General features: G+C 69.4%; 21 protein-coding genes. 16 read left to right on the top strand and 5 right to left on the bottom strand.

The genetic code is table 11. From position 1 onward, the window contains the following. Window positions 1-44 precede the first annotated feature (44 nt). The 7 genes from E5P3_RS09115 to E5P3_RS09085 all read left to right on the top strand — a co-directional run bounded on the left by E5P3_RS09115 (window position 45) and on the right by E5P3_RS09085 (window position 6,406). Window positions 45-1,097: a transporter gene (locus tag E5P3_RS09115; protein WP_162585670.1), complete on the top strand. Its 1,053-nt coding sequence runs from the start codon at window positions 45-47 to the stop codon at window positions 1,095-1,097. Between the two features lie 101 nt (window positions 1,098-1,198). Then, complete coding sequence (locus E5P3_RS09110) at window positions 1,199-2,053, top strand: 3',5'-nucleoside bisphosphate phosphatase (protein ID WP_162585669.1); 855 nt, start codon at window positions 1,199-1,201, stop codon at window positions 2,051-2,053. A 26-nt stretch (window positions 2,054-2,079) separates the two neighbouring features. Beyond that, window positions 2,080-2,997 carry a DMT family transporter gene (locus E5P3_RS09105; protein ID WP_232073449.1) on the top strand — a complete coding sequence of 306 codons (918 nt, stop codon included), beginning with the start codon at window positions 2,080-2,082 and terminating at the stop codon, window positions 2,995-2,997. 39 nt (window positions 2,998-3,036) lie between these two features. Beyond that, window positions 3,037-3,672, top strand: a complete 636-nt coding sequence (locus E5P3_RS09100; RefSeq protein WP_162585668.1) for an L-threonylcarbamoyladenylate synthase — start codon at window positions 3,037-3,039, stop codon at window positions 3,670-3,672. Window positions 3,673-3,719: 47 nt separating this feature from the next. Next, window positions 3,720-4,391: a site-2 protease family protein gene (locus tag E5P3_RS09095; RefSeq protein ID WP_162585667.1), complete on the top strand. Its 672-nt coding sequence runs from the start codon at window positions 3,720-3,722 to the stop codon at window positions 4,389-4,391. Window positions 4,392-4,404: 13 nt separating this feature from the next. Next, window positions 4,405-5,793, top strand: a complete 1,389-nt coding sequence (locus tag E5P3_RS09090; RefSeq protein ID WP_162585666.1) for a tryptophan--tRNA ligase — start codon at window positions 4,405-4,407, stop codon at window positions 5,791-5,793. A gap of 10 nt (window positions 5,794-5,803) precedes the next feature. Beyond that, window positions 5,804-6,406 (top strand): LuxR C-terminal-related transcriptional regulator, encoded by a 603-nt coding sequence (locus E5P3_RS09085; RefSeq protein ID WP_068680282.1) that lies wholly within the window; start codon window positions 5,804-5,806, stop codon window positions 6,404-6,406. 63 nt (window positions 6,407-6,469) lie between these two features. On the opposite strand, the gene shkS is transcribed toward E5P3_RS09085, so the two are convergent. The 3 genes from shkS to E5P3_RS09070 all read right to left on the bottom strand — a co-directional run bounded on the left by shkS (window position 6,470) and on the right by E5P3_RS09070 (window position 13,648). Then, window positions 6,470-7,906 (bottom strand): surface-behavior sensor histidine kinase ShkS, encoded by a 1,437-nt coding sequence (shkS, locus tag E5P3_RS09080; RefSeq protein ID WP_232073053.1) that lies wholly within the window; start codon window positions 7,904-7,906, stop codon window positions 6,470-6,472. A gap of 210 nt (window positions 7,907-8,116) precedes the next feature. After that, window positions 8,117-8,323 (bottom strand): hypothetical protein, encoded by a 207-nt coding sequence (locus E5P3_RS09075; RefSeq protein WP_162585665.1) that lies wholly within the window; start codon window positions 8,321-8,323, stop codon window positions 8,117-8,119. Between the two features lie 489 nt (window positions 8,324-8,812). Beyond that, window positions 8,813-13,648 carry an NAD-glutamate dehydrogenase gene (locus tag E5P3_RS09070; protein WP_162589606.1) on the bottom strand — a complete coding sequence of 1,612 codons (4,836 nt, stop codon included), beginning with the start codon at window positions 13,646-13,648 and terminating at the stop codon, window positions 8,813-8,815. A gap of 115 nt (window positions 13,649-13,763) precedes the next feature. Here E5P3_RS09070 and E5P3_RS09065 point away from each other — a divergent pair, with 115 nt between their 5' ends. Further along, window positions 13,764-14,780, top strand: coding sequence for a class I fructose-bisphosphate aldolase (locus E5P3_RS09065; RefSeq protein WP_162585664.1), 1,017 nt, complete (start codon window positions 13,764-13,766; stop codon window positions 14,778-14,780). An 86-nt stretch (window positions 14,781-14,866) separates the two neighbouring features. On the opposite strand, the gene E5P3_RS09060 is transcribed toward E5P3_RS09065, so the two are convergent. Beyond that, entirely contained in the window at window positions 14,867-15,310 is a 444-nt protein-coding gene (locus E5P3_RS09060; RefSeq protein WP_162585663.1) for a CBS domain-containing protein, read from the bottom strand. Between the two features lie 122 nt (window positions 15,311-15,432). On the opposite strand from E5P3_RS09060, the gene E5P3_RS09055 reads away from it, so the two are divergent. Further along, on the top strand, window positions 15,433-16,224 hold the full coding sequence (locus tag E5P3_RS09055; protein ID WP_162585662.1) for an SDR family NAD(P)-dependent oxidoreductase: 792 nt from the start codon (window positions 15,433-15,435) through the stop codon (window positions 16,222-16,224). 21 nt (window positions 16,225-16,245) lie between these two features. On the opposite strand, the gene E5P3_RS09050 is transcribed toward E5P3_RS09055, so the two are convergent. Beyond that, window positions 16,246-17,676, bottom strand: a complete 1,431-nt coding sequence (locus E5P3_RS09050; RefSeq protein ID WP_162585661.1) for an aminotransferase-like domain-containing protein — start codon at window positions 17,674-17,676, stop codon at window positions 16,246-16,248. A gap of 338 nt (window positions 17,677-18,014) precedes the next feature. Here E5P3_RS09050 and E5P3_RS09045 point away from each other — a divergent pair, with 338 nt between their 5' ends. From E5P3_RS09045 to E5P3_RS09015, 7 genes are read left to right on the top strand one after another with little or no spacing between them, the layout of a single operon-like run. Continuing rightward, window positions 18,015-18,497 carry an MSMEG_0572/Sll0783 family nitrogen starvation response protein gene (locus E5P3_RS09045; protein ID WP_162585660.1) on the top strand — a complete coding sequence of 161 codons (483 nt, stop codon included), beginning with the start codon at window positions 18,015-18,017 and terminating at the stop codon, window positions 18,495-18,497. Between the two features lie 14 nt (window positions 18,498-18,511). Then, entirely contained in the window at window positions 18,512-19,564 is a 1,053-nt protein-coding gene (locus E5P3_RS09040) for a Nit6803 family nitrilase (RefSeq protein WP_162585659.1), read from the top strand. Then, window positions 19,527-20,597 (top strand): MSMEG_0568 family radical SAM protein, encoded by a 1,071-nt coding sequence (locus E5P3_RS09035; RefSeq protein ID WP_162589605.1) that lies wholly within the window; start codon window positions 19,527-19,529, stop codon window positions 20,595-20,597. Before E5P3_RS09040 ends, E5P3_RS09035 begins: the two co-directional genes overlap by 38 nt. Window positions 20,598-20,600: 3 nt before the next feature. Further along, window positions 20,601-21,161, top strand: a complete 561-nt coding sequence (locus E5P3_RS09030; protein WP_162585658.1) for an MSMEG_0567/Sll0786 family nitrogen starvation N-acetyltransferase — start codon at window positions 20,601-20,603, stop codon at window positions 21,159-21,161. Then, a complete protein-coding gene (locus tag E5P3_RS09025; protein ID WP_162585657.1) occupies window positions 21,158-22,165 on the top strand; it encodes a sll0787 family AIR synthase-like protein in 1,008 nt (335 codons plus the stop codon). The genes E5P3_RS09030 and E5P3_RS09025 overlap by 4 nt, the downstream gene beginning before the upstream one ends. Further along, on the top strand, window positions 22,158-23,363 hold the full coding sequence (locus tag E5P3_RS09020) for an MSMEG_0565 family glycosyltransferase (protein WP_162585656.1): 1,206 nt from the start codon (window positions 22,158-22,160) through the stop codon (window positions 23,361-23,363). Before E5P3_RS09025 ends, E5P3_RS09020 begins: the two co-directional genes overlap by 8 nt. A gap of 16 nt (window positions 23,364-23,379) precedes the next feature. Beyond that, window positions 23,380-23,664, top strand: coding sequence for an MSMEG_0570 family nitrogen starvation response protein (locus tag E5P3_RS09015; protein WP_162585655.1), 285 nt, complete (start codon window positions 23,380-23,382; stop codon window positions 23,662-23,664). Window positions 23,665-23,708: the final 44 nt, after the last annotated feature.

The following is a 23,708-nucleotide window of genomic DNA, read 5'->3' as shown; positions in this document are numbered from 1 at the left end:
CGACCGCCGGCGTCGTCACACCACTGACATGGGGCGCGCCCAGCATGGAACGCCTGAACCGCCCCCTCCCGTCCTCACCCCGCGAAATCCCGGCCGCCTCATACGGCGGCGACGAAGCCGGGCTCATCTGCGGCTACCTGTTCGACCCGGCGGCCGAGGAGTCGTCGCGCGCGATCGACTCGAACGCGGCGGCGGCCTGGCTCGCGCAGCAGGCGCCATCCGGGGCCGCCTACCTGTGGCTGCACTTCAACCTGAGCCATGCGCAGGCGCAGCGCTGGCTGCACCGGCATGCGCAGCTTTCCGACACCTTCTTCGAAACCCTCAGGGATGGCATGCATTCGACCCGCATCGAACGTGCCGACGACTCGCTGATCGCCGTCATCAACGACGTGCACTTCGAGTTCAGCTTCGAGCCTTCGGACATCTCCACCCTGTGGATCAGCGTCGGCCCGCGCCTGGTGGTGACGGCCCGCGCCAAGCCGCTGCGCTCGGTCGACGCCCTGCGCACCGCGGTGAAGGCGGGCGACGCGCCGCGCTCCAGCGCCGAGCTGCTGGAGCACTTGCTGCGCGTGCAGGCCGACGTGCTGGTGAATGTCGTGCGCGGCGTGACCACCCGCGTCGATGCGATCGAGGACGACTTGCTCACCGGCCGGCTCGACCACAAGCGCGCCCGCCTCGGCGAGATGCGCCGGCTGCTGGTGCGGCTTCAGCGCCTGCTGGCACCGGAGCCGGGCGCCCTGTTCCGCCTGCTGCAGAAGCCGCCCGCCTGGATGGCGGAGGACGACACCCAGAAGCTGCGCGGCGCGACCGAGGAGTTCTCGGTGGTCCTGCGCGACATGGGCACACTGCAGGAGCGCATCAAGCTGCTGCAGGAGGAGATCGCCGCGAACGTCAGCGAGGACACCAGCCGCAGCCTGTTCGTGCTCACGGTGGTGACGGTGCTGGCGCTGCCGATCAACATCCTGGCCGGCCTGTTCGGCATGAACGTGGGCGGCATTCCGCTGGCCGAGGACAAGCACGGTTTCTGGGTGCTGGTGGCGATCGTGATCACTTTCACCGTGGTCGCGGCCTGGGCGGCCTTTCGCAAGAAGCGCTGAGAGCACCCGCGGGCGCCCGTTGCTCGCTATTTATTCGATAGCACGCTTGGCAGTCCCCATGGGCCCTGCAAGCCCATGCAAGAAAGAATAAGATCGACCGGGTGTCATCCATCCTGAACGCCGACCTCCACTGCCACTCCGTGGTGTCCGACGGCACCCTCACCCCCGAGGAACTGGCGGCCCGCGCGGCCGCCAACGGCGTCGAGCTCTGGTCCCTGACCGACCACGACGAGGTTGGCGGCCAGCACCGCGCGGCCGCGGCGGCGCGCGTGCAGGGCATGCGATATCTCACCGGGACCGAGATCTCGGTCACCTTCGCGAACGAGACCGTGCACATCGTCGGCCTGGGCTTCAACCCGGACGACGCCGCCATCAGCGAAGGCCTCTACGACACCCGCGGCGGCCGCGGCCGGCGGGCCCAGGAAATGGCCGAGGGCCTGGCCCAGGTGGGCATCAAAGGCGCCTACGAGGGCGCGCTCAGGTTCGTCGGCAATCCCGAGCTGATCTCGCGCACCCATTTCGCCCGCTTCCTGGTCGAGCAAGGCCATTGCCGCGACACCGCCGAGGTGTTCCGCAAATTCCTCACCGAGGGCAAGCCGGGCTACGTGCCGCACCGCTGGGCCACGCTGAAGGACGCGGTGCGCTGGATCACCGGGGCCAAGGGCCTCGCCGTGATCGCGCACCCGGGGCGCTACAAGTTCACGGCCAACGAGGAATACGCGCTGTTCCTCGAGTTCAAGGAACACGGCGGCCGGGCGATCGAGGTCGTGACCGGCAGCCATTCGCCGGCCGAGTACGTCGAATACGCCGACAAGGCGCTGGAGTTCGGCTTCGCCGCCTCGCGCGGCAGCGACTTCCACAGCCCCGACGAAAGCCATTGCGACCTTGGCAAACTGCCGCTGCTACCGGGCCAGCTGACGCCGGTGTGGGAACTGCTCGAAGACCGCATCCGGTGAGCAGCCCGACCACGACCACCGGCGGCCTGGCGGAGCGCAAGCGCACGCGCGACCTCGAATCCGAGCGCATCCTCGCCGGCATCGGCCTGCTCCTCCTGGCCGTGGCCTGCTTCGCCACCCTGGACAGCGCCACCAAGCTCTCCACCGCCGGCGTGCCGATCCTGATGGGCGTGTGGTTCCGCTATGCCTTCCAGGCGGTCGCCACCACCGCCGTGCTGCTGCCGCTGCAGGGCACGGCGCTGCTGCGCACCAAGCACCCGAGATACCAGTTGCTGCGAGGCGCGCTGCTGCTGGCGTCGAGCACGCTGGCCTTCTTCAGCCTGCGCTACATGCCGCTGGCGGAGTTCACCTCGATCGTGCTGATCGCGCCGCTGGTCATCACCCTGCTGGCCGCAACGACGCTGAAGGAGCAGGTGTCGCCGCTGCGCTGGGTGCTGGTGGCGGGCGGCTTCATCGGCACTCTGGTCATCCTGCGGCCGGGCGGCGAGGCCTTCAGTTGGGCCGTGCTGCTGCCCATCGGCCTGGTGCTGACCAACGCCTGGTTCCAGGTGCTCACCAGCAAGCTGGCCCGCACCGAGAATCCGCTCACGATGCACTTCTACACCGGCTGGGTCGGCACGCTGCTCGCCTCGCTGGCCCTGCCCTTCGTCTGGACGGCGCTGCCGGGCTGGCACTGGTGGGCACTGCTGTGCCTGATGGGCTTCATGGGCACGGTCGGGCACTTCATCCTGATCCTCGCCTACCAGCGCGCGCCGGCCTCCACGCTCACGCCCTACCTCTATGCCCAGATCGCCTTTGCCATGCTCGGCGGCTGGCTGGTCTTCTCGCAGGTGCCGGACCGGGTGTCGCTGATCGGCATCTCGATGATCGCGGTCTGCGGCGCGGCCGGCGCCTGGCTCACCGTGCGCGAGCGGAGGGTGCCGATCGAGCCCGCGGAGTCCTGACACCGCCTCTGCCGTTTATCGGCAGAATGCATTGCAGCCATGGCCCAGTTTTTCGAACTCCATCCCGACAATCCCCAGCAGCGCCTGCTCAAGCAGGCGGCCGCCCTGCTGGCGCGCGGCGAGATCGTGGCGGTGCCCACCGATTCGAGCTACGCGCTGGCCTGCCACCTGGATGACAAGGACGCGGCGGACCAGCTGCGCCGCATCCGCCAGGTCGACGAGAAGCACCACCTCACCCTGCTGTGCCGCGACCTGAGCGAGCTCTCGAGCTACGCGAAGGTGGACAACAAGCAGTACCGCCTCCTGAAGGCCGCGACGCCGGGCCCCTACACCTTCCTGCTCGAAGCCACCAAGGAGGTGCCGCGGCGGGTCAGCCATCCCCAGCGCAAGACCATCGGCCTGCGCGTGCCCGACCACAAGGTGCTGGGCGAGCTGCTCATGCTGCATGGCGAGCCGCTGCTGGCCACCACCCTGATCCCGCCCGGCGAGACCGAGGCGCTCAACGATGCGCAGGCGATCCGCGAGCGCTTCGAGAAGCAGATCGGCGCGGTGATCGCCTGCGGCGCCTGCCCCTCGGAACCCACCACCGTGGTCGACCTGACGCCCATGGGCACCGGCGGCGAGCCGGTCCTGGTGCGCCAGGGCCGCGGCTCGCTGGCGGCGCTGGGCCTGTGAAGCTCCGCGCGCCCGGCCCGGCCGGGGCCGTCTGAGACAATCGTTCGGTGGATATCTCCAACCTGATCGAAAAAGTGCTGATCTATGCACTGCCCGTGATCTTCGCGATCACGGTGCACGAGGCGGCCCACGGCTACGTGGCCCGCCACCTGGGTGACCAGACGGCCTGGATGATGGGCCGCGTGACGCTCAACCCCATCAAGCACATCGACCCCATCGGCACCATCCTGATGCCGCTGCTGCTCTACTTCGCCACCTCGGGCGCCTTCCTGTTCGGCTATGCCAAGCCGGTGCCCGTCAACTTCGGCCGGCTGCGGCACCCGAAGCGCGACATGATCTGGGTGGCGCTGGCCGGCCCGGCCTCGAACTTCATCCAGGCGATCCTGTGGGCGCTGGCCTTCGTGCTGATGCGGGCCGCCGGCGTCGAGGAGACCTTCTTCCTCGAGATGGCGCGCGGCGGCGTGCTGGTCAATCTGGTGATGTGGGCCTTCAACCTGTTCCCCCTGCCCCCCCTGGACGGCGGCCGGGTGCTCGCCGGCCTGCTGCCGCGCGGCGCCGCGCAGGACTTCCTGGCGCGCATCGAGCCCTACGGATTCTTCATCGTCATGGGCCTGGTCATCGCCGGCATCGTCAGCACCTGGTGGCTGAGCCCGCTGATGAGCTTCGGCTACCAGGCCATCGGCGTGCTCATCTCGCCCGTCACGGCGCTGCTGCGCTGAATACGTTCCTCCAATGGCAAGTCCCTCCCCCAAGCCCATCCGCTTCCTCACCGGCATCACCACCAGCGGCACGCCGCACCTGGGCAACTACGTCGGCTCGGTGCGCCCCTCGGTGCGCTTCAGCCGCGAGGCCCATGTGCAGAGCTTCTACTTCCTGGCCGACTACCACGCGCTGATCAAGGTCGATGAGCCGGCGCGCATCCAGCGCTCGACGCTGGAGATCGCGGCGACCTGGCTGGCCTGCGGCCTGGACCCGCAGCGCGTGACCTTCTACCGCCAGTCCGACATCCCCGAGATCCCGGAGCTGACCTGGCTGCTGACCTGCGTCACCGGCAAGGGCCTGCTGAACCGCGCCCATGCCTACAAGGCGCAGGTGGACAAGAACGCCGCGCGCGGCGAGGACCCGGACGCCGACGTCAGCGCCGGCCTGTTCATGTACCCCGTGCTGATGGGCGCCGACATCCTGATGTTCAACGCGCACAAGGTGCCCGTGGGCCGCGACCAGATCCAGCACATCGAGATGGCGCGCGACATGGGGCAGCGCTTCAACCACCTGTACGGCGAGCACTTCACCCTGCCCGAGGCCGAGATCGACGACGCGGTGGCCACGCTGCCGGGCCTCGACGGCCGCAAGATGAGCAAGAGCTACGACAACACCATCCCGCTCTTCGCCCCGCGCGCCCAGCTCCAGAAGCTGATCGCAGGCATCGTGACCGACTCCCGCGCGCCGGGCGAGCCCAAGGACACCGAGGGCTCGGCGCTGTTCCAGATCTACCAGGCCTTCGCCGACCCCGAGGAAACCGAAACGCTGCGGCGCGCCTTCGCGGAGGGCATTGCCTGGGCCGATGCCAAGCAGCGCCTGTTCGAGCGCATCGATCGTGAGATCGCGCCGATGCGGGCGCAGTACGAGGCTCTGGTCAACGACCCGGCGCAGATCGAGAAGATCCTGCTGGCCGGTGCCGAGAAGGCGCGCGCGATTTCACGTCCCTTCATGGCCGAGCTGCGCCATGCGGTCGGCCTGCGCACGCTGGCGTCGGCCGGTCGCCAGGGTGCGGCGAAGCCCAAGGCGGCCAGGGCTGCCAAGCCTGCGTTCAAGCAATACCGCGACAAGGATGGGCTTTTTTATTTCAAGCTGCTCGACGAACACGGCTCACAACTGTTACAAAGCTTGGGTTTCGCATCGCCGCAGGAAGCGGGCCGCGCGATCGGCACGCTGCGGGAACAGCGCGGCGCGGCCTTGACCCTGCTCGCCGCGCAGCTCGAACCCATCGACAATGCGAACATGCGCGCGGCAACGGACGCACTCGAAGCGCTCGCGGCCGACGTGACGGGCGACACGAGCGACCAGCGACGAACTCCGCGCGACCAACAAGGGCCGGCCAAGCCGGCCCGCACACAGTGAGAAAAATGCTATGAGTATCTATGTCATCGACGACCACCCCTTGATGCGCGACGCCATCGTGATGGTGCTGCGGCGCCTGCGGCCGGCTGAGACCATCGTGGAGCTCGAGCGGCTGGACAAGCTGGCCAGCGCCGTCAAGCAGCATGGGGAACCCGGCCTGTTCTGCCTCGACCTGAAGCTGCCCGACGTCACGGGCGTTTCAGGCGTGATCGCGGTGAAGAAGATCTACCCCGACGTGCCCGTTGCGGTCTATTCGGCCTCGCCGGCCGGCGACATGGAAGAGGCCTGCATCGAGGCCGGCGCCGACACCTACATCGAGAAGTCGGCCAGCTCGGCCGAGCTCACCGCCGCGCTGCGCGGCCTGCTGATGGCCGACACCGAGGCCGAGGAGCCGGTCGCCGCGGCCAGCAGCAAGCTCTCGAAGCGCCAGACCCAGCTGATCGCGATGCTGGACCAGGGCATGAGCAACCGCGACATCGCGACCGAGCTCGACATCAGCGAGCACACGGTGAAGGTGCACCTGTGGCGCCTGTTCAGGCGGCTCGGCGTGAAGAGCCGCACCCAGGCGCTGCATCACGCGCGCACCAACGGTCTACTCTCCAGCAACCCGTAACAGGCGATAGCAGGGCCCAAGGCTCACACAAGGACCGGGCCGCAGGCCCGGTTTTCGTCTTGTCTACCCCACGGCGCCTGAAATGCGGGTCTGCGCCTGCGACTCGTCCGCATCGTGCAGCGCTACCCGGAACACGCTGCCCCGGCCCAGCCTGGAGCGCACGCTGACGGGATGCCCCAGCGCGTGCGATAGCCGCGCGACGATCGCCAGGCCGAGGCCGAAGCCGTCCGAGGTGCCGGCATGGTCGGCCACCTTGTAGAACTCCAGGAACACGTCGCGCAGGTGCTCGCGCGCGATGCCGATGCCGGTGTCCCACACCTCCACCCGCAGGCCGTCGCGGGTGTGGCGCGAGGCCAGCAGCACGCCGCCCTCGGCCGTGTACTTGATCGCATTGGCCAGCAGGTTGCCGATCATGCGGCGAACGCGGATCGGGTCGGTCAGCACGGTGCCCGAGCTCACGTGCATGCGAAAGCTCAGGCCCTTGGCCTCGGCGACCGGGCGGTACTGCAGCTCGAGGTCGTGCAGCAGCTGGGCCACGTCCACCCGCTCGATGTGCAGCCGCACCTGCCCCGAGTCGATGCGCGCGAGGTCGAACAGCGAGTCGAAAAGCGCATTGACCGCGTGCGTGGCGCGCACGATCTTCGGCGCGATCTCGGCCACGAGTTCCGGCTCGTTGCGCAGCCAGTCGGCGTACAGCGAGAGCGCCAGCACCGGCTGGCGCATGTCGTGCGCCGCGCTGGCGAGGAAGCGGTTCTTCATCGCCACCGCCGACACCGCCGCCTGGCGCTGCTGGGTCAGCGAGTTGATCAGGATGTGGTTGTGGAACAGCAGCTCGAAGCTGTTGCGCGCGGTCTCGTGGATGCGCCGGCCGGCGCGCAGGAGCAGCCACCAGTGCAGGCCCGGCAGCAGCAGGAAGCCATAGTGGAAATGCGGGCGCTCGAACTTGAGCTCGATGACGCGGAAGACGATCGCTGCCAGCATGGTGACGAACAGCGTGTTGACGTAGCGCTTGAGCAGCGGTGGATGCAGCGCCAGCCCGTTGAGCGGGAAGGTGGCCACGCCGGCGACGATGAGCCAGCTCATGAACTGGTTCACCAGCGGCGTGCGCTCGAAGAAGATCAGGATCGACAGGCCCCACGCGAAGGCGCTGGCGCTCCAGAGGTAGCGGTACCGCTCGACGAAGTACTGCTGGGCTGCGGAATCGCGGTCGGCGTAGTGCCGGCCGTAGACCTGCTCGCCCCAGATGCGGCAGGCGGTCGCGGTGATGCCGATGGCCAGCCAGACGAAGAGCTGCCAGGCCGGCACATGCCCCCAGCTCAGGCCCACCATGGCCGGCATCAGCGCCGCGGCCAGCAGGTAGGAGCCGCGCGAGGCCCGCATCAGGCTGCGGATCAGCTCGCCGCGCACCCACGGTTCGGCCTCGTCGGCGGAGGCCGGCGCCGGCGTGAGGCTGGCGAAGGACGAGTTGCCCAGCCCCGCGAAGGACGAATTACCCATCATGGCTCACGGTCCCTCCCCATGTCAGTCCGGCCATAAAAAAAGCCCCTGTCGAGGGGCCCCCTGTGTGCGGCACTCGGGCGCGCTGTGAAAAGCTCCGGCAGCCGTCGGGGACATGGAAGCCCGCTTGCGGCGGCCAGCCGTGCCGCGATCTTAACTGCGTGCGCGACGCAAGCGCCGCAGCCAGCGTCGCGCATGCACAACGGCTGCCGACTATCCACTGCCGAAGTGGCGCATGGCCGTGCGGCCGAGCGGTGTCAACGCGGTTACCACCGCGGAGGCCGGGGCGCCTTGCGGCGGCAGGTCGGCTTTCACATAGCCCGCATCCCGAAGGATGCGCAAGTCCTCGATGTCCGCCGGTGAACTCAGCGTCATCGGCAACGAAACGCTGGCGATTTTTCTCAGCAGCTCGTAGGCCATCCAATCCTCCATTCGCTTTTGTCTGTGTTCTTGTGGCGATTGTGGAGCATGGCGCCGCGAAGCAGGTGGCGGCCGTCGAGGCTCAACGCTTGTCCGTCAATAATCCGCCCCCTGGCGGCGATCTCCCTGGACCGGCGAAATCAGATCGATTTCGGTATAGCGGCCATTCCCGCTCCCTGCGCAGCTCGGCGGTGCCGTCCACCCGGCGGATCGCCAGTTGCACCGGCGGCCCGCGGTCCGAGCCCTTGTCCTCGCCGCGCAGGAAGTGATTGAAGAAGCGCTTCTGGATGGCGACGTAGTGCGGCAGGTAGAAGCTGATGCATGAACTGCGGGAGCGCTACCAGGTCGGGGCCAGTCCGCTTCGCGAAGCGCTGGATGACCTTCGAGGCTGTGATGTCGGGTCGACTGGACGATTCGCTTGGCCTGTTGTCGGCCCACTACCGGCGCACGGCCCGCATCATCGAGCGGGGCGGCGCTTCCTGAGCAACTTCAGGCCAGCGCCCGCAGCTCGCGCAGCGCTACCGCCAGCATCGCGGCATCGGGCACCGCGACCGCGCGCAGTTCGCCCATCAGCTGTGCCGCGCGCTCCAGCGTGCGGCCGTTGCCGGCCTGCCAGGCCTCGACCCGGGCCACCGGCGATTCGCCCTCGCCGCCGCCGGTGAGCACCGCATGGGTGATGGCGCGTTGCAGGCCGGAGAGGTCGTCCTGCATCGCGCCCTTGGCCAGCGCCTGCCAGTGCTGATCGCCCGGCAGTGCCGCGATGCGGTCGCGCAGCCAGGGCATGCCGAGCCGATTCGCGATGTCGAAGTAGATCGCCGCCACCAGCTCGACCGGCCAGCGCGCGCTGCCGGCGATCTCGGCGATGTCGAGGGTGGCGTAGAGCGTGCCGAAGTTCACCACGCGCTCGGCCAGCTCGCGCGGCACGCCCCTCGACGTGTAGTGGGCCGCCGCGGCATCGACGCGGGCGCGCTCGTCGGTGTCGAGCAGTTGCGGCAGGCGCGCCGACAGCGTCTCGACGTTGGATTTGAAGTGCTCGATGGTCGAGCCCATGTCCTCGGCCAGCCGGCGCGAGCGCAGGAACCACATGGTGCCACGCTCCAGCTGCCGGCTGGTGTCGATCAGCATGCCGGACTGCACCTCGTCGTCGACCCGGTTGTCCAGCGCCTCGATGGCGAGCCACAGCGGCACCATGCCGAAGATCTCGCGCGACAGCAGGTAGGCGCGCACCACCTCGAAGGCGCGCGCGCCGGTGGTCTCGACGAGCCGGTGCACGAAGGTGCTGCCGACCCGGTTGATCATGCTGTTGGTGACGTGGGTGGCGATGATCTCGCGCTTGAGCGGATGGCGCGGCATCCAGGCCGCGAAGCGCTCGCGCAGCAGCGAGGGGAAGTAGCGTTCCAGCGCGGTCGCGACCCAGGGGTCGTCAGGCAGCGTCGACTCGAGCAGCTCGTCGTAGAGCCAGATCTTGCTGTAGGCGAGCAGCACCGCGCGCTCGGGGCTGGTGAGGCCCTGGCCCTGGGCGCGGCGCTCGGCCAGTTCCTCGTCGGACGGCAGGTACTCGATGGCACGGTTCAGCCGCCCGGCCTTTTCCAGGTACTGCATGAAGCGGGTCTGCGCATCGAGCAGTTGCGGTGCGATGCGGCCGGTGACCGAGAGCACCTGGGTCTGGAAGACGTTGTCGCGCAGCACCAGGGCGGCCACGTCGTCGGTCATCTCCGGCAGGATCGCGTTGCGCTGCTTCTCGGTGAGCTCGCCCTCGGTGATCGGCAGGCCCAGCAGGATCTTGATGTTGACCTCGTGGTCGGAGGTGTCGACCCCGGCCGAGTTGTCGATGGCATCGGTGTTGATGCGCCCGCCCGAGCGCGCATACTCGATGCGCCCGAGCTGCGTGCAGCCCAGGTTGCCGCCCTCGGCGAAGACCTTGCAGCGCAGCTCGCGGCCGTTGACGCGCAGCGCATCGTTGGCACGGTCGCCCACCTGCGCGTGGGTCTCGCTGGCCGCCTTCACATAGGTGCCGATGCCGCCGTTGTAGATCAGCGCGACGGGTGCCTTGAGGATGGCGTTGACCAGCTCGGTGGGTGTCAACGCATCGGCGTGGATGTCCAGCACCTGCTTGACCTGCGGCGTGAGCGGAATCGACTTGGCGCTGCGCGCGTGCACCCCGCCGCCCTCGGAGATCAGGCTGGCGTCGTAGTCGGCCCACGAGGAGCGCGGCAGCTTGAACAGGCGCTCGCGCTCGGCGAAGCTCTTCGCGGCGTCGGGCGCGGGGTCCAGGAAGATGTGTCGGTGATCGAAGGCCGCCACCAGCAGGATGTGCCGCGACAGGAGCATGCCGTTGCCGAACACGTCGCCCGACATGTCGCCGACGCCGGCGACGGTGAATTCGGTGCTCTGGGTGTCGATGCCCATCTCGCGGAAATGCCGCTTGACCGACTCCCAGGCGCCGCGGGCTGTGATGCCCATGGCCTTGTGGTCGTAGCCCACCGAGCCGCCCGAGGCGAAGGCGTCGCCCAGCCAGAAGCCGTACTCCTTGCTGATGCCGTTGGCGTAGTCGCTGAAGGTGGCGGTGCCCTTGTCGGCCGCGACCACGAGGTATGCGTCGTCGGGATCGTGGCGGCGCACCTGTGGCGGCGGCACGATGGCGGTGCCCGCCAGGTTGTCGGTGATGTCGAGCAGGCCTCGCAGGTAGTCCTGGTAGCACGCGACGCCTTCGCGCATGTAGGCGTCGCGGTCGGCGGGCGACGGTGCGCGCTTGAGCACGAAGCCGCCCTTGGAACCGACGGGAACGATGACGGTGTTCTTCACCATCTGCGCCTTCACCAGCCCGAGCACCTCGGTGCGGAAATCCTCCGGCCTGTCCGACCAGCGCAGGCCGCCGCGCGCCACGCGCCCGCCGCGCAGGTGCACGCCCTCGAAGCGCGTCGAATACACGAAGATCTCGAACAGCGGCTTGGGCGCCGGCAGGTCGGGCACCTTGGCCGCATCGAACTTGAAGGACAGGAAGCCGCGCCGCCGGCCGGCCGCGTCGCGGCGCCAGTAGTTGGTGCGCAGGGTGGCCTGGATCAGCGCCAGGTACTGGCGCAACACGCGGTCCTCTGACAGGTTGGACACGTTGTCCAGCGCGGCCTCGATCTCGCGCACCTTCTCGTCCTCGCGCGCCTGCGCGTCGGGCGCCGGCTGCGGATCGAAGCGCAGCTTGAAGAGCTCGACCAGCGCCCGCGCGATGCCGGCATGGGCGGCCAGCGTGCCCTCGATGAAGGACTGCGAAAGCGCAAAGCCGATCTGCCGCATGTACTTGGCATAGGCGCGCAGGATCACGATCTCGTGCACCGGCAACTGCACCGCCGGCACCAGGCGGTTGAAGTCGTCGTTCTCGACCTCGCCGTTCAGCACCGCATCGAAAGCCTCCTCGAAGACCGGGCGCAGCGCATCGACGTCGATCTCGGTGTCGCCCGAGGCGGCAAGCAGCCCCAAGTCGTGGATCCAGACCGGCGACTCGCCCTGCGGCGCGACGCGGTGCGGATGCTCGTCGAGCACCTTCATGCCCAGGTGCTCGAGCATCGGCAGGCTGGCCGACAGGGTGATCGGCTCGCCGCGGCGCAGCACCTTGAAGCGCAGCGTGCCGGGGGGCGCCTCCAGCGGGCGGTACAGGTTCATGCCCAGGCGCCGCTCATCGCTCAGCTGCGCCATCAGTTGGATGTCGTGCACCGCGGCGCGGGCCGCGAACTCGTCGCGGTAGCCCGCCGGGAAGGCGGCGCCGAAGCGCCGCAGCAAGGCGTTGCCCTGCGCCTCGCCGGTGGCTTCGATCAGCGCGGTCTTCAGGTCGTCGCCCCAGCGGCGGGCCGCGGCCACCAGCTTCTCCTCCAGCTCGCGCACATCGAAGGCGGGGATGCTCCCGGGCTTGGTGCGCACGGTGATCTGGATGCGCGCCAGCACCGACTCCGACAGGTGCACGTTGAACTCGGAGGCGATGCCGTTGAACTCGCGCATCAGGATGTCCTGCCACTTCTGGCGCAGTTCGGTGGTGTAGTTCTCGCGCGGCGCGTAGATCAGGCAGGACAGGAAGCGCTCGAAGGGATCGCGCCGCACGAACAGCCGGAAGCGCTGGCGTTCGCCCAGGTGCAGGATGCCCATCGCGGTCTGCAGCAGGTCGTCGTCGCCGGTCTGGAACAGCTCGTCGCGCGGGTAGGTCTCGAGGATGTTGCTCAGCGCCTTGCCCGAGTGGCTGCCGGCTGCGAGGCCGGCACGTTCCACCACCCTTGCGATCTTGCGCCGCAGCAGCGGAATCTCGGCCGGATTGGTGCTGTAGGCGGTGGAGGTGAAGAGCCCGAGGAACCGGTCCTCGCCGCACACCTCGCCACGTTCGTCGAAGCGCTTGACGGCCACGTAGTCCAGGTGGCCGGGCCGGTGAACGGTGGAGCGCGACGTGGACTTGGTCACGACCAGCAGCTCGGGCCGGCGTGCATTGGCGCGTATTTCGGGAGGGAGCGCGGCGAAAGCGGCGTTGGCGCTCGGCGCCTCTGCATCGCGCAGGATGCCGAGGCTGGAATCAGGCACGATCCTCAGCGCATCCTCGCCGTCGACCTTGACCAGCTCGTGGCTGCGACAGCCGAGGAAGGTGAAGTGGTTGTCGGCCAGCCAGCGCAGGAAGGCCTGGCCCTCCGCCAGTTCCTCCGGCGGGATGGGCGGCGGGCGATCGTCGAGGCCCTGCACGATCGCGAGCACCCGCTCCCGCATGAGCTTCCAGTCGGCCACGGCCTGGCGCACGTCGTCGAGCACGCGCTCGAGGTCGGCCGCCAGCGCCTCCATGCGCGCCGGCTCCGGCACGCGGTCGACCTCGACATGGATGAAGGACTCGCGGCGCGCGTCGGGCGATGCGCCCGTCTCGCTCGCCAGGCCCCGCAGCACGCCGTCGGCGCCGCGCTCGACGGCCATGAGCGGATGGATGATCAGGTGCAGCGTGAGCCCGTGGCGGTTGACCTCCATCGTGACTGAATCGACCAGGAACGGCATGTCGTCGTTCACCATCTCGATGATGGTGTGGGTCGACTGCCAGCCGTGCTCCGCGATCGTCGGGTTGAAGACCCGCAGCTTGGGCCTCCCCGCCTCGCGCTTGCGCGCGAAGCCCCAGTGCGAGAGCGCGGCGCCGTAGAGATCGGCCGCCTTCCGCTCGTCCAGGTCTTCCGGGTCGACCTGGCCGAAGTAGCGGCGAACGAAGCCGCAGACCTCCTCCACCGATTCGGCCGGGAGCTTGGCCCGCACCAGTTGCTCCACTTCCTCCAGGCGCTCGTCCTTGCGCGCTGCTTCGGTCGTCTGCGTGGTCATGAGCATGCTCGTCTCCGGGTTGGGCCGCTAATCTACATCGCAATCGGGTCGGACAAATGACTTGCATTGCCAGGCTCACCGTCGCAGACTGCGAAGTTCCAGTGGGGGACATGCGATGACCACCGAACTTCGAGCGACCGTGCACGAGCTCGTGCAGAAGGGCAAGGGCATCCTGGCCGCCGATGAAAGCGGCCCGACCATCGCCAAGCGCTTCAAGGCGATCGGCGTGGAGTCGACCGAGGAAAATCGGCGCGCCTGGCGCAGCCTGCTGCTGGCGACGCCGGGCCTCGGCCAGTACGTCAGCGGCATCATCCTGTACGAGGAGACGCTCGGCCAGCGCGCCGACGGCGGCGATCCGGTGCCGCAGCTGGCCGCGCGGCAGGGCATCGTGCCGGGCATCAAGGTCGACGCGGGCAAGGGCCCGCTGGCGCTGGCGCCCGGCGACGAGATCACGCACGGCCTGGACGGGCTTGCGCAGCGGCTCGAGGGCTACAAGCAGCAAGGCGCGCGCTTCGCGAAGTGGCGCGCGGTCTACAACGTGTCCGGCACCCTGCCGAGCCGAGCCGCGATCGTGGCCAATGCGGAGGCGCTTGCGCGCTATGCGGCGGTCTGCCAGTCGCTGGACGTGGTGCCGATCGTCGAGCCCGAGGTGCTGATCGACGGCGACCACACACAGGCCCGCTGCGCGGAAGTCACCGAGGACGTCCTTCATGAGGTTTTCGCCGCGCTGTACCGTTACGGCGTGGCGCTCGAGCACATGCTGCTGAAGCCCAGCATGGTGGTGCCCGGCAAGGCGCAGGCCCGGCAAGCGACACCGGCCGAAGTGGCCGAGCAGACCTTGCAGGTGCTGCGGCGCACGGTGCCCGCGGCGGTGCCCGGCATCAACTTCCTCTCCGGCGGCCAGTCGCCGGCCGAGGCGACGGCCAACCTGGACGCGCTGAACCGACGCGGACCGCACCCGTGGCAACTGAGCTTCTCCTACGGACGCGCGCTGCAGGAACCCGCGATGCAGGCATGGCGAGGCCAGGCGGCCAATGCGCAGCTTGCCCAGAAGGCGCTGCTGCAGCGCGCCAAGCTGAACAGCGCGGCAACGCTCGGGGAATACAGCGCGTCGATGGAAGCCGCCGATTAGCGCCTGTTGGCGCCTGTTCGCGCAATGCGGCCGAGCGCTCAGAAGGCGTGAATGAATCCGGTCGTGGCGGATTCGTTCACACCTGCTCAGGCGTGCTCGCCCGCGATGTAGTGCTGCAGCTGCTCGATGATGAACTTCTGCTCCGAGATGATGCCCTTGACCAGGTCGCCGATCGAGATCAGCCCGATCAGCCGGTTCTCGCCATCGAGCACCGGCAGGTGGCGCACGCGGTTCTCTGTCATCACCGCCATGCACTCCTCGCTGCTCTGCGAGGGATGCACATAGATGACGGAGGGGGTCATGATCTCGCGCAGCTGGGTGTCCTTGGACGAGCGCGCCATCAGCACGACCTTGCGCGCGTAGTCGCGCTCGCTCAGCATGCCGACGATGCGCTCGCCCTCCATGACCAGCAGGGCGCCGATGTTCTTTTGCGCCATGAGCGCGACGGCCTCGAACACCGAGGCGTCGGGCCCGATGCTGTGCACGGCATGGTCGCCTTTTTCCTTGAGGATTTCTGCCACGGTCTTCATCGCTTGTGCCTCCGAACAGGACGTCGTCCCTGCATGAAAACACAGGCCGGGCGCGCTCGGCAAGTCCCTCTTAAGACCTCCCCTAAGATCTTTCCGTTCGGCAACTCGACCCCGGAGGCTTCATGGATCTTCAACTGGGCGGCAAGCACGTCCTCATCACCGGCGGCAGCCGCGGCATCGGACTGGCCTGCGCCCGCGAGTTCCTGCGCGAGGGCGCGCAGGTCAGCCTGGCCGGGCGCAGCCAGGCGCACCTCGACGCGGCCCTCGCGCAGCTGCGCTCGGAGGGCCATGGCGCGGTGCGCGGCTACAGCGCGGACCTGGGCGACGCCCAGGCGGCGCTCGCGATGCTGGACGCGGCCGAGGCCGGCCTCGGGCCGGTGGAGGTCCTGGTCAATTCCGCGGGCGCGGCGCGGCGCACGCCCTTCGGCGAGCTGCAGCCGCAGGCCTGGCAGGACGCGATGCAGGCCAAGTTCTTCACCTACATCCACGTCATGGACCCGGCGATCAAGCGCATGGCCGAGCGGGGAGCGGGCGCAATCGTCAACATCATCGGCATGGGCGGCAAGGTCGCCTCACCAACCCATTTGGCCGGCGGTGCGGCCAACGCGGCGCTGATGCTGGCCACCGCCGGCCTGGCCGCCGCCTACGGGCGGCTCGGGGTGCGCGTGAACGCGGTCAATCCCGCGATGACGCTGACCGAGCGCATGGCCGAGGGCCTGGCGGCCGACGCCCGCCTGCGCCAGCGCAGCGAAGAGGAGGTGCGGCGCGATGCCGAGGCCCGCATGCCGCTCGGGCGCATCGCGAACCCGGAAGACATCGCCAACGCGGTCGTGTTCCTGAGCTCGCCGCGCGCGGGCTACATCTCGGGCGCCATCGTGTCGATGGACGGGGCGGCGACGCCGCTGGTGGTCTGACAAGGTTGAACGCGCCCGGCATCAGCCCGGGCGCCACGCGGCCACAGACGCGCGGTCGCGTTCCTGCACCGTCGCATGGGGGTGCAGCGGGTGGGTGAGCGTGTCGGCGATCAGGCGCAGCGCCTGGTCGCAATCGTCGCGCGACATCGGGCCCCCCAGGCAGATGCGCACCGCATCGGGCGGATCGCCATCGGTGGAGAAGGCCGCGCTCGCCACCACCCCCACGTTCTGCGTGCGCAGGTAGGAGGCGAACTCGACCGGGCTCCAGCCCGGGGTGAGCGGCAGCCAGGCATGGAAGCCTTCGGGATGCGCCTGCAGGCCGTGCTCGCCGAGATGCCGCGCCGCCAGCAGCTGCCGCGCGACGGATTCCGCGCGCACCGCCTGCAGCATGGCCTCGGCGGTGCCGTCATCCACCCACAGGGTGGCCAGCGCATTGGTGATGGGCGAGGCCATGACGGTGGTGGCGCGCATCGCGCCGGCCAGCCGCTGTGACTGGAGCACCGTCGGCGAGCACACGTAGGCGGTGCGCAGGCCCGCGCCGAAGCACTTCGAGAAGCCGCTCACGTAGTAGGTGAGCGCGGGTGCCAGGGTGGCGAGCGCCGCCGGGGACTGGCGCGGGAGCATGCCGTAGGCATCGTCCTCGATGATCGGCACGGCGTAGCGCAGCGCCACGTCGGCCAGCGCCTCGCGCCGGGCGCGCGAGACCGTCGCTGTGGTGGGGTTGAGCAGCGCCGGGTTGCAGTACAGCGCCTTGGGCTTGAGCGTCCTGCAGGCATGCTCGAAGGCGTCGGCGATCGGGCCGTCCTCGTCCAGCTGCAGCGCATGCAGCTGGACGCCCAGCTGCGCTGCGATGGCCTTGACGCCGGGGTACGTGAGCGACTCCACGCAGATCAGCTCGCCCGGGCGCGCCAGCTGGGAGAACAGCGCGGTCAACACGCCGTGGATGCCGGGGCACACCAGCATGCGGTCGACCCCCGCATCCGGCAGGCGCGGTCGCAGCCAGTGCATCGCCGCCTCGCGGTCGTGCGCGGTGCCGCCGAAGTCCCGGTAACGCAGCAGGTCGTAGAGGTCCGCGTCAGCCAAGGCGCGGCTCGCGCTGTCGTGCAGCCGCGCGAGCAGGTGCTCGTCGTCCGGCTCGGGCGGCATGTTCATCGTCATCTCGGCACCGCTGCCGCCGCGCAGGCGCAGGCTGGGGCTGCCGGAGCGGATGAAGGTGCCGGTGCCGGCGCGCGTGTCGATGAGCCCGCGCTTGCGCGCCTCGGCATAGCCCCGCGCCACGGTCGTGTAGTTGAGCTGCAGATCGGCGGCGAGCTCGCGCAGCGTAGGCAGCCGGTCGCGCACGGCGAGGCGCCCGGTGCGGATGTCCTCGGCGATCAGGTCGGCCAGCAGCAGGTAGGCCGGCTTGGCGCTGCCGCGCAGCTGCTTGCGCCAGTGGGGGGTGATCGGGTTCATGGCAAGTTGATCGCATCCATTGATTGCATCGGGACAGCTTCGAGCCGCAGGAAACGTGCCCGCGCCAGCGTGGATGAATGCTTCGAAGGGGTGCGATCAAGGCCCTTGATCGGGTGCATTGATCGCATGCCGGGCGCTTCGCATCGGTGCGGAAAGGAGGCGGCCGCCCGCCTGAATGCACGACCCGGTCCGGTCCGGGAATTCTTTTCATGCACCAAGGCCGCGCCGATGCGCATTGATCGCAGCTTGATCGCACGTGGCCCGCGCTGCGCTGGCACATCGCCTGCAAAGAGAAGGTGCGCAGGACCTGCGTTCCAACCACTCAACTGGAGTCCCACATGCCCCAAGTCACCCGCCCCCGCAACGAAAAAGGCGAGTTCCTCGTCGACTACGAAGAGAAGGTGTTCGAAGACGTCAAGGCCGAGCCCGGCGAAAAGGCGCTCGTGACCTTCCACACCGTCGCCTTCGAGGGATCGATCGGCTTCGTCAACCTGCTGCAGGCCACGCGCCTGAAGCGCAAGGGCTTCGAGACCTCGATCCTGCTGTACGGCCCCGGCGTCACGCTGGGGGTGCAGCGCGGCTTCCCGACGCTGGGCGACGAGGCCTTCCCGGGCCACCAGAACTTCAACAAGCAGATCGCCAAGTTCATCGAGGAAGGCGGCAAGGTCTACGCCTGCCGCTTCGCGCTGCAGGCGCTGTACGGCCACGGCGAGGGCGCGCTGATCGAGGGCATCCGGCCGATCAATCCGCTGGACGTGCTGGACCTGATCCTGCTGCACCGCAAGCAGAACGCGTTCATCCTCGACACCTGGACGCTCTGACCAGGCGCGCAGCGATGGCATCCAGACCACGCATCGTGCGGGCGGCCGCGGTGCAGATCGCACCCGACTTCGATCGGCCCGAGGGCACGCTCGAGCGCGTGTGCAGCGCCATCGACGAAGCCGCGGCCAAGGGCGCGCAGCTCGCGGTCTTTCCCGAGACCTTCGTGCCCTACTACCCCTACTTCTCCTTCGTGCTGCCGCCGGTGCTGCAGGGGCCCGCGCACCTGCAGCTGGTGGAGCGTGCGGTGGTCGTGCCCGGGCCCGTCACGGCCGCCGTGGCCGAGCGTGCCCGCGCGCATGGCATGGTGGTGGTGCTGGGCGTCAACGAGCGCGACCACGGCAGCCTCTACAACACGCAGCTGGTGTTCGATGCCGACGGTGCGTTGCTGCTCAAGCGCCGCAAGATCACGCCCACCTACCACGAACGCATGGTGTGGGGCATGGGCGACGGCGCGGGGCTCAAGGTGGTCGACACCGCCATCGGCCGCCTCGGCGCGCTGGCCTGCTGGGAACATTACAACCCGCTGGCGCGCTACAGCCTGATGGCGCAGCACGAGGAGATCCACTGCGCGCAGTTCCCCGGCTCGCTCGTCGGGCCGATCTTCGCCGAGCAGATGGAGGTGACCATCCGCCACCACGCGCTGGAGTCCGGCTGCTTCGTGGTCAACGCCACGGGCTGGCTGACGGACGATCAGATCCGGAGCGTCACGCCCGATGCCGGCCTGCAGAAGGCGCTGCACGGCGGCTGCCACACGGCCATCGTCTCGCCCGAGGGCAAGCACCTGGCGCCGCCGCTCACCGACGGCGAGGGCATGGTGGTGGCCGACCTGGACTTCGCGCTGATCGCCAAGCGCAAGCGAATGATGGACTCGGTCGGCCACTACGCACGGCCCGAGCTGCTCGCGCTCGCCATCAACGACCGGCCGACTGCGACCACCGTGCCGATGCATGCCCCGCCCGCTTCTTCCCCCCTCCGGAGCCATGACCATGACCACCCTGACACCCACCCTGCCGGACAGCCGGCAACTGATGACGGAGCTCCAGTCCTTCGGGTTGCGGCTGGCTGACCCGACGGCCGGTGCCGCCAGCCGGCGCGGCGGCGCCGGCCCCTCGGACCACAAGGCGGTGACGGTGGACGGCCACACGATCATGGTGCCGGTCCATACCTCCACCGCCTGGCACTCGCCCTTTACTGCCGAGGCGCCAGACGCCCAGGGTGTGAGCCGGGTGATGCGCGGCAGCATCCCGATCGCCAGCATCTCCTTTCCGAAGCAGCCACGCTTCTACGCGATGCAGACCTTCGACGGCGTGCCCTACTCGCACATCGCCACGCTGCACGGCAGCGACGTGCTCGCCACCACGGTGCTGCAGACCTGCATCCGCTACGAGAGCCGCCGCAAGAGCTGCAAGTTCTGTGCTATCGGCCAGTCGCTCGCGGCGGGCCGCACCATCGCGCGCAAGACACCGGAGCAACTGGCCGAGGTGGCCCGCGCCGCGGTGCTGCTCGACGGCGTGAAGCACATGGTGATGACCACCGGCACGCCCAACGCCACCGACCGGGGCGCCGCCATCCTGTGCGAGAGCGCCTTCGCGATCAAGGCGGCGGTCGAGCTCCCGATCCAGGGCCAGTGCGAGCCGCCCGACGATGACCGCTGGTTCCAGCGCATGAAGGCCGCCGGCATCGACACGCTCGGCATGCACCTGGAGGCGGTCACGCCCGAGGTGCGGGAGCGGATCATGCCGGGCAAGGCGAGCGTGCCCGTCTCGCGCTACATGAGCGCCTTCGAGGCCGCGGTGGCGGTCTTCGGGCGCGGGCAGGTCAGCACCTACATCCTCGCGGGCCTGGGCGATACGCGCGAGGCGGTCCTCGACACCTGCGACCAGTTGCTGGCGCGCGGCGTCTACCCTTTCGTCGTGCCCTTCGTGCCGATCAGCGGCACCCCGCTGGAAGACCATCCCGCGCCCTCGCCCGCGTTCATGCAGTCGCTGCTGGCGCCGCTGGGCGAGCGGGTGGCAGCGGCCGGGCTGCGCTCGGCCGACATCAAGGCCGGCTGCGGCAAGTGCGGCGCCTGCTCGTCGCTGTCGGTCTACGAGGGCTGAGCCATGCTGTGCATCGATGACCTCTGCGAGCTGCCGGCGGACTACGCGCCGGTGGAGTACCTCGTTCGCGAAGCCGCACAGCAATGGGAGATCGACGAGGCCATGGCCCTTAGGCGCGCGGTGTTCTGCATCGAGCAGGGCATCTTCGCGCACGACGACCGCGATGCGATCGACACGCACGCGCAGGCGCTGGTGGCAATGTCCTGCAATGCGGGGATGCCGGAGCAGGTGGTAGGCACGGTGCGCATCCATCGCGGCGATGCAGCGGGCGAATGGTGGGGCTCGCGCCTGGCGGTGCATCCGGCCTTCCGCAGCCAGGGGCACCTGGGCGCGACGCTGATCCGGCTGGCCGTCTCTCGCGCCCATGCGCTGGGCTGCGAGCGCTTCCTGGCCCATGTGCAGATGCAGAACGTGCCGCTGTTTCGCAAGCTGGGCTGGCGCTTGCTCGACGAAACGGCCATCCACGGCCGTCCGCATGCGCGCATGCAGGCCGGGCTGGACTTCTATCCGCCCTGCCACGATCCGGTGAGCGGCTTCGTGACCCGGGCCCGGGTGCTGTCATGACGCAGGCCGCCGAGATTGCCGAGGCCTTGCGCGCCACGCGCGGCTTCGCCCACAAGCGCGACATCGCCGACGTGGTGTCCGCCCTCGGGCGCTCACTGCCCGGCGGCCACGCGGCGCTGGCGCAGGCCGTGCCGGTGGGCGACGACTGCGCAGCCATCCCGGATGGCCACGGCGGCTACCTGCTGTTCGCCATCGAGGGCCTGGTCGAGGACTTCATCGTTCGCATGCCCTGGTTCGCCGGCTACTGCGGCGTGATGGTGAACGTGAGCGACATCTACGCGATGGGTGGACGGCCGACGGCGGTGGTCGACGCGCTGTGGAGCTGCGGCATGGACCCGGCCGACGAGGTCCTGCGGGGGTTGGCCGAGGCCGCGGCGCGCTACGGCGTGCCGATTGTCGGCGGCCACAGCAACAACCGCAGCGAACGGCCCCAGCTCGCGGTCGCGATCCTGGGTCATGCGCGGCGGCTGTTGACCAGCTTCGATGCCCGCCCTGGCGATGTGCTGGTGATGGCGGTGGACCTGCGCGGCGCCTACGAGGAGCCCTTTCCCTACTGGAACGCCTCGACCCGCGCGCCGACCGCGCGGCTGCGCGCCGACCTGGAACTGCTGCCGGCGCTGGCGGAAGACGGCCTGTGCCGCGCCGCCAAGGACATCAGCATGGCGGGGGCGGTGGGCACCGCGATGATGCTGCTCGAATGCTCGGGCGTGGGCGCGCACATCGACCTCGACGCGCTGCCGCGGCCTGCGGGCGTGCCGATGATGCACTGGCTTTCGTCCTTTCCGAGCTACGGCTTCGTGCTCAGCGTCGCGCCCTCGCGGGTGGCCGAGGTGCTCGCGCGCTTTGCGGCGCGCGACATCGCCTGCGGCGTGGTCGGCGAGGTGGACGGCTCGCGCGAAGTGCGGCTGCGCGCGGACGGCGAGGAAGCATCGCTGTGGGACTTCGGTCGCGAGGCCTTCATCCAGCCGCGTGCCGTCGGTGCCCGGGAGATGCGCCATGCCTGAGTTCGACCGCCCCCTGCGCATCGGCCTGCTCACGCATTCCGTCAACCCGCGAGGCGGCGTGGTGCACACGCTGGAGCTCGCGCGCGCCTTGCACGACGCCGGCCACGCGGTCACGGTGATGGCGCCCGCCGCGCCAGGCCAGGCGTTCTTCCGGCGGCCGCCCTGCCGCGTCGAACTGGTCCCCGTGCACGGCAAGCCGGCCGGCACGGTCGAGATGGCGCGACTGCGCATCGAGGCTTTTGTGCGTCACCTGGGCCGCCTTCTGGCCGACGAGGACTTCGATGTGCTGCATACCCACGATTCGATCGGCGGCAATGCGCTCGCGCAACTGCGCGACACGGGCCGCATCGAGGGCTTTGTGCGCACTGTGCACCATCTCGACAGCTTCGACGATGCCCGGCTCATGCGCTGGCAACGGATCGCGTTCGAAGAGGCAGGCCAGGTGCTGTGCGTCAGCCGGTTGTGGCGCGAGCATCTGGCGCGCGAGCATGGCATCGCGGCCGAGGAGGTGCAAAACGGCGTGGACACGGCGCGCTTCTCGCCCGCAGCCGGCCGCGGCGACGCGCTGCTCGCAGCGCGCCTCGGCCTCGTGCCGGGCGCGCCCGTCGTGCTCGCCGTGGGCGGAATCGAGGAACGCAAGAACAGCGTTCGCCTGTTGAGCGCCTTCGCGCTGCTGCGCGCGACGCACCCGCAGGCGCAGCTCGTGATCGCCGGCGGCGCCAGCCTGCTCGACCACGAGGGCTGCGCGCAGGCCTTCCGCGCGCGGATGCAGCGCCTGGGCCTCGCGGAAGGTCCGCTGCAGCCGGTGCGCCTCACCGGTCCGCTGCCCGACGAAGACATGCCCGCGCTGTACCGGCTCGCCGATGTGGTCGCGATGCCTTCGCTGCGCGAGGGCTTCGGGCTGGTCGTGCTCGAAGGGCTGGCCAGCGGTGCGCCGGTCGTGGCTTCCCGCATCGCGCCCTTCGTCGATTACCTCGCCGAGGACGACGTGAGCTGGGCCGAGCCCCACGACGCGGCCAGCATCGCCGGCGCACTGGCCGATGCGCTGGCCAGGCGCGACCCGGCGCGCATCGCCCGCTCCGCCGAGCGCCTGGCGCGCCGCTTCAGCTGGAAGGCCAGCGCCGAGCGCCACCTCGCGCTGTACCGCGCCGGGCTGCGCGCGCGGGCCGCCGGCCGCGTGCCGGCGCAGCTCGCCTGAAGAGAAAGAGGACGCGATGCCTGTCATGCATTTCCATGTGCGCTGGCCCGATGGGAGCGAGACGCGCTGCTACTCGCCCTCCCTGGTGGTGCAGGACTTCCTCATCCCGGGGCAGTGCTACGGACTCCACGACTTCCTGCAGCGCACCCGCGAAGCCCTGGGCATCGCGTCGGAGCGCGTGCGCGCCAAGTACGGCTTTGCCTGCTCGCAGGCCATGGACCAGCTCGCCGAGATCGAGCACATCGCGTCGCGCTTCGCGGGCAGCGCCGATGCCGAGGTGCTCGTCATCGCCTTCGACTGAGGCCCGGCGACGGCAACGGCGACCCCGGTCCTCTTCCCACTTCA

This window comes from Variovorax sp. RA8 (assembly GCF_901827175.1).
Taxonomy (GTDB): domain Bacteria; phylum Pseudomonadota; class Gammaproteobacteria; order Burkholderiales; family Burkholderiaceae_C; genus Variovorax.
This window is presented reverse-complemented; position numbering and strand designations above follow the sequence as displayed.